Source organism: Halorubrum sp. FL23 (assembly GCF_052439115.2).
GTDB lineage: Archaea > Halobacteriota > Halobacteria > Halobacteriales > Haloferacaceae > Halorubrum > Halorubrum persicum.
On the sequence record NZ_JBQVRO020000002.1, the window covers coordinates 282,024 to 297,409 of the forward strand.

Annotated in this window: 14 protein-coding genes; 10 read left to right on the forward strand and 4 right to left on the reverse strand. The window is 71.6% G+C overall.

Annotated elements, in window-relative coordinates; translation table 11 throughout:
* Nucleotides 1-155: 155 nt before the first annotated feature.
* On the reverse strand, nucleotides 156-1,277 hold the full coding sequence (locus tag ACT4MF_RS03605; RefSeq protein ID WP_444681763.1) for an SDR family oxidoreductase: 1,122 nt from the start codon (nucleotides 1,275-1,277) through the stop codon (nucleotides 156-158).
* Complete coding sequence (locus ACT4MF_RS03610; RefSeq protein ID WP_444681764.1) at nucleotides 1,274-2,134, reverse strand: TatD family hydrolase; 861 nt, start codon at nucleotides 2,132-2,134, stop codon at nucleotides 1,274-1,276. Before ACT4MF_RS03610 ends, ACT4MF_RS03605 begins: the two co-directional genes overlap by 4 nt.
* 225 nt (nucleotides 2,135-2,359) lie before the next feature.
* Here ACT4MF_RS03610 and ACT4MF_RS03615 point away from each other — a divergent pair, with 225 nt between their 5' ends.
* Entirely contained in the window at nucleotides 2,360-2,683 is a 324-nt protein-coding gene (locus ACT4MF_RS03615; RefSeq protein ID WP_444681765.1) for a hypothetical protein, read from the forward strand.
* A 120-nt stretch (nucleotides 2,684-2,803) separates the two neighbouring features.
* Here the strand turns inward: ACT4MF_RS03615 and ACT4MF_RS03620 are convergent, their stop codons facing one another.
* Entirely contained in the window at nucleotides 2,804-3,196 is a 393-nt protein-coding gene (locus ACT4MF_RS03620) for a DUF5830 family protein (protein ID WP_444681766.1), read from the reverse strand.
* Nucleotides 3,197-3,320: 124 nt separating this feature from the next.
* On the opposite strand from ACT4MF_RS03620, the gene ACT4MF_RS03625 reads away from it, so the two are divergent.
* From ACT4MF_RS03625 to ACT4MF_RS03635, 3 genes are all read left to right on the forward strand, one after another.
* Nucleotides 3,321-4,604, forward strand: a complete 1,284-nt coding sequence (locus tag ACT4MF_RS03625; protein WP_444681767.1) for a tRNA pseudouridine(54/55) synthase Pus10 — start codon at nucleotides 3,321-3,323, stop codon at nucleotides 4,602-4,604.
* 54 nt (nucleotides 4,605-4,658) lie between these two features.
* Nucleotides 4,659-5,357 (forward strand): universal stress protein, encoded by a 699-nt coding sequence (locus ACT4MF_RS03630; protein WP_444681768.1) that lies wholly within the window; start codon nucleotides 4,659-4,661, stop codon nucleotides 5,355-5,357.
* Nucleotides 5,358-5,436: 79 nt separating this feature from the next.
* Complete coding sequence (locus ACT4MF_RS03635) at nucleotides 5,437-5,910, forward strand: Lrp/AsnC family transcriptional regulator (RefSeq protein WP_099255556.1); 474 nt, start codon at nucleotides 5,437-5,439, stop codon at nucleotides 5,908-5,910.
* A gap of 11 nt (nucleotides 5,911-5,921) precedes the next feature.
* On the opposite strand, the gene ACT4MF_RS03640 is transcribed toward ACT4MF_RS03635, so the two are convergent.
* Nucleotides 5,922-6,938 carry an amidohydrolase family protein gene (locus ACT4MF_RS03640; RefSeq protein ID WP_444681769.1) on the reverse strand — a complete coding sequence of 339 codons (1,017 nt, stop codon included), beginning with the start codon at nucleotides 6,936-6,938 and terminating at the stop codon, nucleotides 5,922-5,924.
* A 363-nt stretch (nucleotides 6,939-7,301) separates the two neighbouring features.
* On the opposite strand from ACT4MF_RS03640, the gene ACT4MF_RS03645 reads away from it, so the two are divergent.
* The 6 genes from ACT4MF_RS03645 to trpG all read left to right on the forward strand — a co-directional run bounded on the left by ACT4MF_RS03645 (nucleotide 7,302) and on the right by trpG (nucleotide 15,358).
* Nucleotides 7,302-8,804, forward strand: coding sequence for a proton-conducting transporter transmembrane domain-containing protein (locus ACT4MF_RS03645; RefSeq protein ID WP_444681770.1), 1,503 nt, complete (start codon nucleotides 7,302-7,304; stop codon nucleotides 8,802-8,804).
* On the forward strand, nucleotides 8,801-11,242 hold the full coding sequence (locus ACT4MF_RS03650) for a DUF2309 domain-containing protein (RefSeq protein WP_444681771.1): 2,442 nt from the start codon (nucleotides 8,801-8,803) through the stop codon (nucleotides 11,240-11,242). Before ACT4MF_RS03645 ends, ACT4MF_RS03650 begins: the two co-directional genes overlap by 4 nt.
* Nucleotides 11,243-11,362: 120 nt before the next feature.
* A complete protein-coding gene (trpD, locus tag ACT4MF_RS03655; RefSeq protein WP_444681772.1) occupies nucleotides 11,363-12,448 on the forward strand; it encodes an anthranilate phosphoribosyltransferase in 1,086 nt (361 codons plus the stop codon).
* Entirely contained in the window at nucleotides 12,448-13,092 is a 645-nt protein-coding gene (locus ACT4MF_RS03660; RefSeq protein ID WP_444681773.1) for a phosphoribosylanthranilate isomerase, read from the forward strand. The genes trpD and ACT4MF_RS03660 overlap by 1 nt, the downstream gene beginning before the upstream one ends.
* Entirely contained in the window at nucleotides 13,089-14,768 is a 1,680-nt protein-coding gene (trpE, locus tag ACT4MF_RS03665; protein ID WP_444681774.1) for an anthranilate synthase component I, read from the forward strand. The genes ACT4MF_RS03660 and trpE overlap by 4 nt, the downstream gene beginning before the upstream one ends.
* Nucleotides 14,765-15,358 carry an anthranilate synthase component II gene (trpG, locus tag ACT4MF_RS03670; RefSeq protein ID WP_444681775.1) on the forward strand — a complete coding sequence of 198 codons (594 nt, stop codon included), beginning with the start codon at nucleotides 14,765-14,767 and terminating at the stop codon, nucleotides 15,356-15,358. The genes trpE and trpG overlap by 4 nt, the downstream gene beginning before the upstream one ends.
* Nucleotides 15,359-15,386: the final 28 nt, after the last annotated feature.

Genomic DNA, 15,386 nt, shown 5'->3' on the forward strand with positions numbered 1-15,386 from the left:
CCGAGAGAGGGCGTCTCACCCGCTCGACGCCGGGATTCAGGTGCCGTGCTCCAGTCCTGCGTTCGGGTCGGGCCCCGGCCCCGATCGGACGGTCGGGGGGTCGGGCGGTCGCTGCCTGAGGAGGCTCGCCGCGGAACGGACCCGTCGCGCTCCACTCAGACCATCGGGTCGTCTCCGACATCGGGGTTCTCGCGGGCGAACGCCACGAGTCGGTCGACGTACGACTCGAACGGGGGGACCGAGACGCCGGTCCCGGCCAGCGCGTCCCGCGCGTTCGGGCAGCGATAGCGCGTCGGATGGTCGAAGTAATCTATCGTCGCCGGCTCCACGTCGACGCCCGCGGCCGAGAGCAGGCGGGCGGCCGCCTCCGCAACCCGCTTCGGCGTCGGGACGGTCACCGTCCGGCGGCCCGCGGCGTCGCTCAGCGCCGCGACGAACGCCGGGACCGTCAGGGGCGCGGGGTCGCAGAGCTGGTACGTCTCGCCGACGGCGTCCGCCCGCCCGCTCAGCTCCGCGATCGCGTCGACCACGTAGTCGCGCGGTACGACGTTCAGTTCGGTCTCGTCCGCGCCCGGGACCGAGAAGGCGAACGCCAGCCGTTCGGGCTGGGCCGTGAGCAGCCGGAGGAGGTTGTACGGCCCGTCGAGCTTGTCGGTCTCGCCGGTCCGGCTGTCGCCGACGGTGATCGCCGGGCGGTAGACGGTCGCCGGGAGCCCGTCGGCCATGCGCTCCCGCACCGCGACCTCCGCGCGGTGCTTCGACGCCTCGTAGTGGTTGTTGAACGACTGCCCCTCGCGGAGGTGACGGGCGGTGAAGACGCCGTCGTACCGGCCGCTGACGTAACACGTGCTCACGTAGTGGAGGCGGTCGACCGCCAGCCGGTCGCACGCGTCGAGGACGTGTTGGGTCCCGCGGACGTTCACCGCCTCCGCGAGGTCGGCGTCGACGCCGAGGTCGTACACCGCCGCGAGGTGGTACACCTCGCCGACCTCCGCCAGCAGGGCCAGGTCGTCGAGCGCCCGCCCGAGCCCGAGGTCCGGTTCCGTGATGTCGCCCTCGTAGAGGTGGACCGCCGCTTCGCCCGGAGCGTCGCTCTCGACCGCCGCGACGATCTCCCGCGCACGCCTCTCGGCCAGGTCGCGGTACTGCGGCTGGATCAGGCACGCTACCGGCCCGTCGCCGCGGGCGAGGACCCGCCGGAGGAGCGCCGAGCCGAGGAAGCCGGGGAACCCCGTGAACAGGACCTCCGGCGGCGGGGCGGCGGGGGGATCGCTCACGGTGTCGGCTCCTCCAGCGTTCCCTCGGTGTCGATCCCGTACACCGCCTCGGGCGTCTCGACGTGGGCGGTGCGGACCGCGTCGTCGTACCCCTGCTCCAGCAGCCAGCGGACGCGGCGCGGGACCGTCTTCGGGCCGAGCACCATCCCCGGCTTCTCGGGGTCGTCGACGAAGTCCGTCTCCATCAGGAACGGTTCGCCCGCCTCCGCCGCGCGCCGCAGGCGGTCCTTCTCGCTCATCACGCTCGGAGTCGGTCCCGCGAGCCGCCCCTCGGCGTAGTGTTTCACGACGTTGGTCGGATCGAGTCCGGACTCCTCGGCGACGGCGGCCAGATCGGTGAGGTCCTCGCTGGCCTCGGTGTGGAGCTGGACGGCGCAGTCGAGCGCGGCGCCCAGCTCGAACGCGCGCCGCGTCACGGCGTTCGAGGCGTCCCAGACCGCGTCGCTCACGTCGTAGTGCGGGCGTCCCGACTTCAGCGCGAGCGCGTCGCCGTCGGCGGCGAACTCGCCCGCGACCTCGATCCCGCCCTGCATCAGGTCGCGGGCGTCCTCGGGCGAGAACCCCCGCTCGTCGACGAGCCGACTGATAAGGCCGGGGTGGACGCCGAGGACGGGCCACGCGCGTCCCGGAAGGGCGTCGTTCGCGGCCGCGACGGCGTCGAGCGTCTCCTCGAAGACGGCTCGGAAGTCGCCCGGCTCGTCCGGCTCGACGCCGAGGTGCCACGACGGTTTGTTCACCACGAGCAGGTGGGTGCCGCCGAGCCGGACGAAGTCCTCGACGGCGTCGATGCCGCGCCCGTGACGCGGGTCGAGGTGGAGGTGGTTGTCGAGCACCGGCGTGTCGAGATCGTCGGTCATGGACGGAGAAGGGACCGGACGACGCTTATAAACAACGACCGCGGGTGTCGCGACGCGGTTCGCGAGCCGACGGGTTCGCGCGGAACGCAGCAAGCCCGGCGCGAGGACGGGAGGGTGGACAGCACCGAGCGTCGGTCCGCGTTGCCGCACCGCCGCGCCGAATGCGGTCACCGCCTGGTCTGGGAGATAGACACATTTTTCATGAACGATCGCGGATACCTCGCTATGGCAGTCCGTAGCAACCGAGAGGAAAGCGGGGGCGCTGCCACGTTGCCTGCCGTGGTCCCGTTCGAGCTGGATCACCTGACCCGACAGAGTTGGGAGCTGGGCAAATCCACCGTGCAAGGCGATCGGGCGACCACTCTCGGGACGTGGACACACCAGAACAGCGCGTGGCGGCTGTCGGTTCACGAGGTGACGACCGCGACCGTCATCATCTGTCTCCGGACGCCCGTCGGCCGGGAGCGATTTTACGGGGCGATGCGCTCGGAGTTCGACGCCGCGACGGAACACCTCGAAGCGAGTCCGTCTTGGCGGCGAGTTCGGTGAGCTGGCGACCTGTTCCCGCCACCTGTCGTCTCTTATAAACCGCAGGTCCGCGTTCCGTCCCGTGACCGAAGAGAGAACCCCCTTCGATGGCGAGACGGTCGCTCGTTGCGGACCCGCCGGCTACGCCGTTTCAGCGTCGCCGTCGCGACCGGTGACCTTCCGGACACACGAGGAGCCGAAGGGGCCGAGCTCGCCGGCGTCCAGTTTCACGAAGTGGCCGGTCGAGATCGTCGTCCCGCAGCGGCGGCAGTCGAACTCGCCTTCGCGCTGGACCACTTGGCTCTCGTAGTTCACGTACGTGCCGCCGCGCTGGACGCGGAGCCGGGCGTTCTCGCGCTCGATGACGCCGCGCTTCTCGGCGGCGTCGAGGATCTCGCGGGTGAGCGACGGGCTCGTCGTCACCGTCTCGATCCGGTCGATCGCGGCCGGCAGCGCCAGCTCCTCGTGTTCGAGGTGGGCCAACAGCTCGACGCCGAGCTCCAGCTTCTCCTCGCGCGAGGCCGACTCGTTCACGCCCGCCGAAACGATGCGAACCGCCTTAAGTCGGGCGGGAGGCGGTCGGGGGGACGCCCGCGGCCCTGCCGTCGACAGCCTGCGATGTAGTAAGACAGTTACCACGGGGGACGCTGGGGACGGTATGGACGTACTCGAGGTCGCGGCGCGGGCCACCGGAACGGGACCGGTGTGCGACGCGTGTCTCGGCCGCCTCGTCGCCGACCGGAGCTTCGGGCTGTCGAACGCCGAGCGGGGGTCGGCGCTGCGCACCGCGCTCGCGCTCCGCGACGACGAGGACCACGATCCGGTCGACACCGCGGACTGCTGGGTGTGTGAGGGGCGCTGTACCGAGTTCGACGAGTGGGCCGAGCGCGCCGCCGAGGCGGTCGAGGGCGTCGAGTTCGCCACCTACAACGTCGGCACCCGCCCCCCGCCGCTGATCGAGGAGAACGAGGCGCTCCTCCGCGAGGAGGCCGGGCTCGACGACGACGCCGGGGAGCCGTTCAAATCGGAGTTCAACCGCGAGGTCGGCAAGCGGGTCGGTCGGCTCACGGACGCCGACGTCTCCTTCGACCGCCCGGACGTGCAGTTCACGATCGACCTGGCCGAGGACGCGATCGACGCCAAGGTGAACTCCACGTTCGTGTACGGGCGCTACCGGAAGCTCGAACGCGACATCCCCCAGACGGAGTGGCCCTGCCGGGAGTGTAAGGGCTCGGGACGGCAGGGCGCCGACCCCTGCGACCACTGCGGCGGCTCCGGCTACCTCTACGACGACAGCGTCGAGGAGTACACCGCGCCGATCGTCGAGGACGTGATGGACGGGACCGAGGCGACGTTCCACGGCGCGGGCCGCGAGGACGTGGACGCCCTGATGCTCGGCACCGGGCGCCCGTTCGTGATCGAGGTCGAGGAGCCCAGGCGCCGCCGGGTCGACGTGGAGCGCCTGCAGGCCGACATCAACGCCTTCGCCGACGGCGCCGTGGAGGTCGAGGGGCTCCGACTCGCGACGTACGACATGGTCGAGCGCGTGAAGGAGCACGACGCCGCGAAGCGCTACCGCGCGCAGGTGGCGTTCGACGCCGACGTCGAGGCCGACGCGCTCGCCGCCGCGGTCGGGGAGCTGGAGGGGACGACCGTCGAGCAGTACACCCCGAACCGGGTGGACCACCGCCGGGCGAGCATGACGCGCGAGCGCGACGTGTACGAGGCGACCGCCGAGCTCGGCGACGCCCGACACGCGACCGTCGAGATCCACGGCGAGGGCGGACTCTACATCAAGGAGCTGATCTCCGGCGACGAGGGCCGGACGGAGCCGAGCCTCGCCGGCCTGCTCGGCGTCGGCGCCGAAGTCACCGCGCTCGACGTGGTGGCCGTCGAGGGCGAAGCCGAGCCGTTCGAGCGCGAGGAGTTTTTCCGCGACTGACACGTCGGCTGCGGGACCAACGGGATTTATCAGACGCACGTCTGACGATAGGGCATGAACGGGAGCGACGCCGACGGTGGGGGCGGCGGAGCGACTGGGTCGCAGATGGACGGAGACACCGGCTCAGGGGGATTGAACGCCGAGACCGCTGACATCGACGCCACGGTCGGCGATCCGATCGTCGAGTCGACCGTGGCGGAGGCGGCCGCGTCGGCGCCCGCCGCGGCCGACACGACGCTCGAAGGCCTCGACCGCGCGTCGCGTCCGGACCGCGTTTCGTCGGTCCTCGTCGCCGTCGGTCACGGTCCGCACTCGGGGGCGACCGTCGACGTGGCGCGGGCGCTCGCGGACGCGACCGACGCGTGGCTCGAGCTGTTTCACGTCGTCCCCACCGACGCTGCGCTCGCGGACGCTCAAACTGGTGCCGACGGGGGCGCAGGCGCCGACGCCCGGGAGGCGGGAGGCGGCGAGCGCGACGACTACGCCGCGACCGGGGAACGAGTCCTCGACGCCGCCCGCGACCGACTCGGGGAGTTCGACCGGGTCGACCGCTGGCTGGTCGAGGACCGGTCGGCCGCGGGCGCGATCGTCGAGCAGTCGCCGTACTACGACCTCGTGGTCGTCGGGGCTCCCACGACCGGGACGGTCGGGCGCTTCGTGTTCGGCTCCACGACCGACACCGTCGTCGACGACGCCGCGGTCCCCGTGGTCGTCGTCGAGGCGGACGGGGACGCCGCGCTCGACGGCGCGTAGAGCGGTTCCCGTCGCGACCCTTCCCGGGCGAGATGGCCGAGATACAAGCATAAAGTAGCTATGCCACGCACCCCCCGGTATGGCCGACGAAGCGATCGACGACGTGGATAGGGCGATCCTGTACGCGTTACAGGAGGACGCTCGGAACATGTCGTCCGGAGACATCGCGGAGCGAACCGGCACGTCCGACAGCACCGTCCGGAAGCGCATCCAGCGCCTCGAGTCCGACGGGATCATCAAGGGGTACAGCGCCGAGGTGGACTTCCAGGGGTCGGGGTATCCGCTCCGGATGCTGCTCTACTGCACCGCATCGATACCCGAGCGCGGCGACCGCATCCCGGAGATCCTGGCGATCGACGGCGTCGTCTCGGTCCAGGAGCTGGTCACCGGCGAACAGAACCTCCTCGTGACGGTGGTCGGCGAATCGGACGACGACATCACGCCCGTCGCGCAGGAGCTCCTCGACATGGGGCTCACGGTCGCCGACGAGGTGCTCGTTCGGAGCCACGAGACGACGCCGTTCGGCAGGTTCGACGCCGAGACCGATTCGTAGCCGGGGGCCCGCTATCCGACGACCCGGTTGACGTCGAGCGCGGTCGCGCGCCGGACGACCGCCTCCACCGGGTCGACCGAGTCGGCCAGATTGTCCGACGCGCCGTCGAGGACGAGGAGCGCCGCCCGGCGGCCGGGCGCGATGACGCCGCAGTCGAGCCCCGCGATCTCGGCCCCGGCGGCGGTGGCCATCCGCAACACCTCGCGGGCGGTCACGTCGAACCGCGTCGCCGTGTACGCCATCTCGCGGAACATCGACGGCACGTTCAACATCACGTTGTCGGTGCCGAGCGCGACCGTCGTGTGTTCGAGCAGGTCCCGGATCGGCGCGTCGCCGACGCCGAGGACGGTGTTGGCGCGGGGACACACCGCGATCGGGACCGACTGGTCCGCGACGCGTTCGAGGTGCTCCCGCTCCGCGTGCACCATGTGAACGAGCAGGTCCGGGTCCAGGTCGAGCGCCGGGTGGATGTCGGTCGCGTCCGGTTCGCCCGCGTGGATGGCGAAGGGAACCCCGCGGTCGGCGCACGCGGCGCGTTGGTCCGCGAACTCGTTGTCGTTCGCCCCCGACGCGCCGTATCCGTCGGCGACGTCGAGGACGGCGGCGTCGTCGCTCCCGAAGATGAACGGGTCGACGGCGACCGATGAGGCGGCCTCGCGGAGCGCCCGCGCCCCGTACACGCCGTTCTCGCGGAAGTCGAGACACGAGACCGTTCCGGTCTGTCGCATGAACCGAAGGGTTCGCCGCATCGCCGCCACGAGGTCGGCGCGATCGGCGGCCGCCAGCCGCCGGTGTTTGCGGCTGTCCGGCGGGGCCACCGCCTCGTCGAGCGACAGCCCGACGGCGGCGTCCTTCGCCACGGAGTCGCCGAGGTGCGTGTGGGCGTTGACGAACGCCGGCAAGACGATGTCCGTCGACTCGGTGTCGGCCTCCTCGATCGCCTCGATCCGACCGTCCTCGACGACGAGGCGGCCGCGGATCGGCTCGAACGACTCCCCGGCGAGGATCGTCCCCGTGACTTCCTCCATACGGGCACACCGGGGCCGGTAACGATATGGTTTTCTGAACGCGCACATCGAACGACTCGGTAATTCTCTCCCCCTTCCGGTGCCGGGTCGCCGCGGCAGACGGACCGGCCCGGAGCGGGACCGACGGTGAGACACCTCTCAGCGCGCGGTCGATCCGCGGAACGAGAAACGGAAACGGAGCGGCTGACGCTCCCGACCTCGAATCTATAATGTTTTATAATGTTCTATTACCCACCGTATTTCGAACGTTTTGTGAGCATAGATAGATTTAATAGACAATCTGTTCTTTACTGTGAGCGAAGACGACCAGTCCCGGTCCGGCGGCGCGCGTCGGCACCGCGGGACGGTCGGACGGACTGAACGATGGCAGGATCCACCTCGAAACCGACGGTCGGAGCGCTTCCGGACACGGCGGCGGAGTCGCCGTACGTGCCCGCCGCACTCACGCTGCTCATGTGGTCGCTGTTCGCCACGAGCGTTGCGGTCCTCTTCGCGCGAGTCCGATTCGGCTTCGCTCCGGAGATTCCCGGCGTGATCGCCGTCGACGGACTGACCGTCCTGATGTGGGTGGTCGTCGCCTTCTTCGGCGGGATCGTCCTCAGCTACTCCCGCCGCTACATGGCGGGGAGCGCCCACGAGACGACGTTCTTCCTCGCCGTGTTCGGGTTCGCGGCGACCGTGATGACGCTCGTCGCCGCCGACCACCTCGCCCTGTTCGGGCTGCTGTGGCTGGCGATGGGGCTGGTGATGGCGACGCTGATCGGCATCGTCAGCGAGTGGGAGCAGGCGCAGGCGGCCGCGGCGGTCGCCCGGCGGTACTTCGTCGCGAGCAGCGCGCTCCTCGGCGTCGCGCTGGCGGCGCTCTGGTGGGCGACCGGCGCGACGACGATCTCCGGGGTCGCGGCGGCCGCCGGGACGCTCGGCGGTCCGGTCTGGGTCGTCGCCGCCGCCGCGCTCGTCCTCGCGGCGATGATCCAGTCGGCGCTCGTCCCGTTCCACGGCTGGCTGCTCTCGTCGATGACCGCCCCCACGCCGGCGTCGGCGCTGATGCACGCCGGATTCGTCAACGCCGGCGGCGTCTTGCTGGTCCGCTTCGCCCCGGTCGTCACGGTCAGCGAGGCCCTCATGCTCGCGATCGTCGCGGTCGGTGCGACCAGCGCGCTGCTCGGAAAGCTCCTCAAATCCGTCCGCCCCGACGTGAAGAGCAAGCTCGGCTGCTCGACGGTCGGACAGATGGGGTTCATGATCATGCAGGCCGGGCTCGGGTTCTTCGGAGCGGCCCTCACCCACCTCATCCTGCACGGGTTTTACAAGGCCTACCAGTTCCTCAGCTCGGGCGCACAGGTCGAGCGGACGACGCCGGGCAAAAAGGCGGGCCGCTCGGCGGACGGCTCCGCCGTCGCCGCCGTCGCCGCGACCCTGGCGACCGGACTGGCGGGCGGCGCGGTGTTCGTCCTGCTAACCGGGAAGGGGACGAGCGTCGACAGCGGCTTCCTGCTCGTCCTGTTCGTCGTGTTCACCACCCTCCACGCGGCGCGCGGCGCGGTGGGGCGGTCGTCGCTCCCGGCGACGGTTCGCTACGGGGCGGTGCCGCTGGTGTTCCTCCCGGCCATCGCGCTGTACGCGCTCGTGTACCGTGGCGTCTCGGCGGCTCTGACTGGCGTCCCGGTCGTCACGGCGCCGACGGAGCTGACCGCGCTCCACGGCCTCGTGGCCGTCGCCTTCCTCGGCACGTACGTCGCGATCGAGGCGGGCGTCCACGAGCGGAGCCGGCGGCTGTACGTCGCGCTCCTGAACGCGAGCCAACCCTCGCCCAGCACCCTGCTGACGAACGCTGAAGAGTACGACGACGGAGGCACCCAATGAGCACCCAAACCACCATCGAAGACGGTATCGACGACGCGGCGGCGACGGTCGGGTCGGTCTGGCCGATCCACTCGTTCGTGACCGCCAACCCCCTCTCGGGGTTCGAAGACCTGCCGTTCGGCGAGGCGGTGACGCAGGCTGCCGACCTGCTTGGCGGCCGCGGCTACCCGAGCCGCGAGGCGTTCCGGGCGGCGCTCGACGACGGCCGGATCGACCCGGACGCGCTCGAATCGGAACTCGCCGACCGCGGCTACGAGGCCGATCCGGCGACCCTGCTCGAACGCATCGACACGAGCGTCGAGTCGGAGCCGACGGACGACGGCACCGACGCCGAGCGCGTCGACCGCGTGCTGTCGAAGTGGCTGTCCGCCTTCCTCGACGAGGGCCACGCCAAGTGGTCGATGCCGGACCGCGACGACGGGTTCTACGCCGCCTTCAGGGGGGTCGCCCCGCACGACGCCGAGGTCCCCGATTCGGGGGTCGTCGCGTCGCTGCCCGAGGACCCGATCGAGGCCATCGAGGCCGCCCTGGAGCCGTACCCGGAGGGGCAGTGGGTGCCCGTCTTCGAAGAGCAGCTGGCGGCGCTCCCGGGGTGGACCGGACTCATCAAGCAGCGCGCGGACGACGAGGGGGCGTGGCAGTCGGCGTGCCCGATCACGCTCACGGAGTACCTCGCGGTCCGCCTCGCGCTCCTCGACGGGGTCGGCGTCGACCTCGAGCCGTCCACGGGGCCCGACGCTCCCGGCACCGACTCGTCCGACGAGCTCGCCGAGGCGTTCCTGAGCGCGTGGGAGGCGAGCTACCGGTCCGAGGTCGTCGAGCGCGTCGCCGCCGAGAGTCGGGAGCGGGCCGACAGCGAGCCGTCCGGTCGCCCCGACGCGCAGCTGGTGTTCTGTATCGACACCCGCTCGGAGGTGATCCGCCGGCACATCGAGGCCGCGGGCGCGTACGAGACCCACGGCTACGCCGGCTTCTTCGGCGTCCCGATGGAGTATCGGGGGTACGACGCGGCGGCTCCGGTCGACGCCTGCCCGCCCATCGTCGACGCGGAACACCGCATCAGCGAGGTCCCGACCGACGATGACACGCGGGAGCGTCACGACCGGTGGTCGAGCGTCCGCGAGGTCGCGGGCGAGGTCGTCGCGAAGCTGAAGGCGAACCCCGCCAGCGCCTTCGGCTTCGTCGAGAACGCCGGGAGCGGCTACGGGCTGGCGCTCGCGGCCCGCACGCTCGTCCCCGGTCGCGTCCGCGACCTGCTGGACACCGCCGACGCGGCGGTGCCCGACGACCACGAGTTCTGCGAGCAGATCGTCCAGCACCAGCACACCCACGCCGACGGGCTTCCGGTGGGGCTGACCCGCGAGGAGAAGGTCGAGTACGCCGCGACCGCCTTCGAGCTGATGGGCTGGACCGAGTTCGGTCGGCTCGTCGTGTTCACCGGCCACGCGAGCGAGACGGCGAACAATCCGTACGACGCGAGCCTCGACTGCGGCGCGTGCGCCGGCAGCCCCGGCGGGCCGAACGCCCGCGTCCTGGCGACGATCTGCGCCGACCCCGACGTGAAGGCGGCGCTGCGTGAGCGCGGCTTCGAGATCCCCGAGGACACCGTCTTCCTCGCCGGCGAGCACAACACGACGACCGACGAGATCGAGCTCTACGGCGACGTGCCCGAGAGCCACAAGGCGGACCTCGACCGGCTGCGCGCGGACCTCGCGGTCGCCCGCGAGAACGCGACCGCGGAGCGCGCCGAGTCGATGGGGAGCGACCCGGCGGCGAGCGTCGACGAGACCGAGCGCCGCGCCGCCGACTGGGCCGAGACGCGCCCCGAGTGGGGGTTGGCGGGCAACGCCGGCTTCGTCGTCGGTCCGCGCGCGCTGACGAGCGACCTCGACCTCGACGGCCGCGCCTTCCTCCACTCGTACGACTGGTCGACCGACCCCGAGGGGGACGCGCTGGAGGCGATCCTCGCGGGGCCGATGGTCGTCACCCAGTGGATCAACGCCCAGTACTACTTCTCGACCGTCGACAACGCGGTGTACGGGAGCGGGTCGAAGGTGACACACAACCCCGTCGGCAACGTCGGCGTCTATCAGGGGAACGGCGGCGACCTGATGACCGGGCTCCCGCTCCAGTCGCTGATGGCCGACGCCGACGAGCCGTACCACCAGCCGCTCCGCCTCTCGACGGTCGTCCACGCGCCGGTCGATCGCGTCACGGACGCCCTCGCCGACAACGAGACGGTCGCCGGACTGCTGGACAACGACTGGCTCTCGCTGACGGTCGTCGACCCGACGCGGGACCACCGCGCGTTCGAGTACGAGCGCGACATGGAGTGGCAGCCGGTGTCCGACCCGTCCGCGACCGAGCCGGCCGCGGCCGAGCCCGAGCCCGAGGCGCCGAGCGCGCCCGAACCCGCGCCCGCGACGGCGGACGACTGACTCGGACCGGCGGCTCTCACCCCCTCCTGTCGCGTGCTATCGGTTCCCGCCCCGGCGACAGCGTTATACCGATGTACATACTTGTACATCACAACGCGGAACACTACATCGGTGTACACAATGAATATCAACGACACGGTCGAGCACGTGACGGACGGGGCGGACCTGACGGTCGACGAGGCGCGCGAGGCCGCGCGGCTCGTCTTCGAGGAGGCGACCGACGCGCAGATCGGCGCGCTGCTCGCCGCGCTCCGCGCGAAGGGGGAGACGGAGGCGGAGATCGCGGGGTTCGCGCAGGGGATGCGCAGCGCCGCGCGGACGATCGAGCCCGACCGGGAGCCGCTCGTGGACACCTGCGGGACCGGGGGCGACGACTACGACACGATCAACGTCTCGACGACGGCCGCGATCGTGGCCGCGGGCGCCGGCGTCCCGGTCGCCAAACACGGTAACTACTCGGTCTCCTCCTCCTCCGGGAGCGCCGACGTGTTGGAGGTCGCCGGGGCCGACATCGAGGCCGAGCCGCCGGCGGTCGAGGACGCCATCGAGGACGACGGGATCGGGTTCATGCTCGCGCCGGTGTTCCACCCGGCGATGAAGGCCGTCATCGCCCCCCGGAAGGAGCTCGGGATGCGGACGATCTTCAACGTGCTCGGGCCGCTCACCAACCCCGCCGGCGCCGACGCGCAGGTGCTCGGCGTGTACGACCCGGAGCTGGTCCCCCTCATCGCGCGGTCGCTCGCGCACATGCCCGTCGAGCGCGCCCTCGTCGTCCACGGCGCGGGAATGGACGAGATCGGGATCCACGACGAGACGGTCGCCGCCGAGATCGACGGCGACGAGGTGCGGGAGTTTACCATCACCCCCGACGATCTGGGCCTCGACCGCGCCCCGATCGAGGACGTCTCGGGCGGGACGCCCGAGGAGAACGCGGCCGACCTCCGCGGGATCGTCGACGGCTCCGTGACGGGCCCCAAACGCGACCTCGTGCTGGCGAACGCGGGCGCGGCGATCTACGTCGCCGGCGAGGTCGACACGCTCGCGGCGGGCGTCGAGCGCGCGGCCGAGGCGATCGACGCCGGCGCGGCCGCGGAGAAGTTCGCGGCCCTCTGCGGTGACGAGGGAGCGGTGGCGGACAGCGGCGAGGCGGCCGCCGCGGACGCCGGGACCGCATCAACGGCCGTCGGCCCGGAGGACGACGACTGATGGCGCGGGTGAAGATCTGCGGGCTCACCCGGGGCGCGGACCTCCGGGCCGCGGTCGACGCCGGCGCCGACGCGGTGGGGGTCATCGCTGAGGTCCCCGTCGACTCCCCGCGCGAGGTCGACGCGGCGACCGCCGCGGAGCTGCTCGCGGACGTGCCCCCCTTCGTCACCGCGACGCTCGTCACCATGCCCGAATCCGCCGAGCGCGCGGTCGAACTCCTCCGGACGGTCGCTCCCGACGCCGTCCAGCTCCACGGCGGGTGGACCCCCGACGAGATCCGGTACATCCGCGCGGAGACGGAGCGGAAGGTGCTGCTCGCGGTCGACGCCGACGACCCGGCGCGCGCCGAGGAGTTCGACGCGGTCGCCGACGCGCTCGTGATCGACTCGACCGACGAGTCCGGCGCGGGCGGCACCGGCGAGACGCACGACTGGGAGCGGGCCGGCGACCTCGCCGACCGGCTCACGTCGCCGGTGGTCCTCGCCGGGGGGCTCACGGCCGACAACGTCGCCGAGGCGGTTCGCGCCGCCGACCCGTTCGCGGTCGACGTGGCCTCCGGCGTCGAACTGTCCGACGGGCGGAAAGACCACAACGCGGTGGCCCGCTTCGTGGCGAACGCGGGCCGCGAGATGGAGCTGGCATGACGGAGGCGTCGACGCCGCTCGACCGCTCGAAGGCCGACTTCGTCGACCTCGCGGCCGACGCCGAGAAGCCGGTCGTGGTCCGCGCGTCCGCGTCGCTCGACCCCGACGTCACGCCGCTCGCGGCGTACGCGACGCTGGTCGGCGAGGGGCCGTACGGGTTCCTCCTGGAGTCGGGCGAGAAGGTCGCCTCCAGCGACCCCGACGGGGCGTTCACCGCCGACGGCGACGCCGACAAACACGCCCGCTACTCCTTCGTCGGCTACGACCCCGAGGCGATCGTCTCGGTCCACCCCGACCGGACGGACGTGACCCGACTCGGCCCCGCGGCGGCGTTCCTCGGGGAGGACGCGGACCGCGGCGATTCGGGCACCGATCTCGGTCCCGGCGCCGGCGACGCGATCGACCGGATCCGGGCGGCGTTCCCGGACGTGAGCCTGCGCGGCTTCCCGGACACCGACCGGCAGATTCTCTCGGGAGGGTTCGTCGGGTTCCTCGCGTACGAAGCCGTCTACGACCTCTGGCTGGAGGAGGTCGGCGTCGACCGCCCGGAGACCGAGTTTCCCGACGCCGAGTTCGCGCTGACGACCCGGACCGTCGTCTTCGACGACAAGGAGGGGACCGTCGATCTCGTGTTCACTCCCGTCGTCGGCGTCGACGACGACCCCGCGGCCGTCTACGACGACCTCGTCGCCGAGGCGGAGCGGGTCGGCGAAGCGCTCCGGGAGGCGTCCCCGCCCGCGCCCGACGGGATCCGCGTGGACGACGAGTCCGCCGGCCCCCGCGAGGCGTACGAGGAGGCGGTGCGGACGGCCAAACAGCGCGTCCTCGACGGCGACATCTACCAGGGCGTGATCTCTCGGAGCCGCGAGCTTCGCGGGGAGGTCGACTCGCTGGGGCTGTACGCGGCGCTGCGCGAGGTGAACCCCTCGCCGTACATGTACGTCCTGCGCCACGACGACCGCAGCATCGTCGGCGCGAGCCCGGAGACGCTGGTGTCGGTGCGGGGCGACCGGGTCGTCTCGAACCCGATCGCCGGCACCTGTCCGCGGGGGACCAGCCCGGTCGAGGACCGCCGGCTCGCGGGCGAGATGCTCGCCGACCCGAAGGAGCGCGCCGAGCACACGATGCTCGTCGACCTCGCGCGCAACGACGTGCGGCGCGTCTCGGAGGCGGGGTCGGTCCGCGTCGAGGAATTCATGAACGTGCTGAAGTACAGCCACGTCCAGCACATCGAATCGACCGTGACGGGGACGCTGGCGTCCGGCTCCGACGCCTTCGACGCGACGCGCGCGACGTTCCCCGCGGGCACCCTCACGGGCGCGCCGAAGGTGCGCGCGATGGAGATCATCGAAGAGCTGGAGACGACCCCGCGGGAGGCGTACGGCGGCGGCGTCGGCTACTACGCGTGGACCGGCGACGCCGACTTCGCCATCGTGATCCGGACCGCGACGCTCGACGAGTCGCCGCCGGACGCGCGCGGCCCGAATGAGACCGCGGTGACCGTTCGCGCCGGCGCCGGGCTCGTCGCCGACTCCGACCCGGCCGCCGAGTACGAGGAGACCGAACAGAAGATGGACGGCGTGTTGACCGCGATCGACCGGATCCGGGAGGACGCCACCGCCGGCGAGGGCGCCGCGGACGACCCCCTCCCCGCCGGCACGGAGGTCGACGAATGAAGGTCGTCATCGTCGACAACTTCGACTCGTTCACCTACAACCTCGTCGAGTACGTCTCCGACCAGCCGCTCGACGGCGAGGCGATCGACGTAGCCGTGTTCAAAAACACCGCGTCGCTGTCGACGATCGCGGACGCCGACCCGGACGCGATCCTCATCAGCCCCGGCCCGGGGCACCCGAAGAACGAGCGCGACGTGGGGGTGACGATGCCGGTGTTGCGCGAGCTCGCCCCCGAGGTCCCGACGCTCGGCGTCTGTCTCGGCCTCGAAGCCGCCGTCTACGAGTACGGCGGGAGCGTCGGCCACGCCCCCGAGCCGATCCACGGCAAGGCGTTCCCCGTCGACCACGACGGCGAGGGCGTGTTCGCGGGGCTCGACCAGGGGTTCCGCGCCGGGCGCTACCACTCGCTGGCCGCCACCGAGGTGCCCGACGCCTTCGAGATAACCGCCACCACGGACCACGAGGGCGCGGAGATCGTGATGGGGATCCGCCACCGCGACTACCCGATCGAGGCGGTGCAGTTCCACCCCGAAAGCGTGTTGACCGCCGCCGGCCACGACCTGATCCGGAACTTCCTCGCGTCGGTTTGACCGGGGCGGCGACCTCTTAACCGGAGCG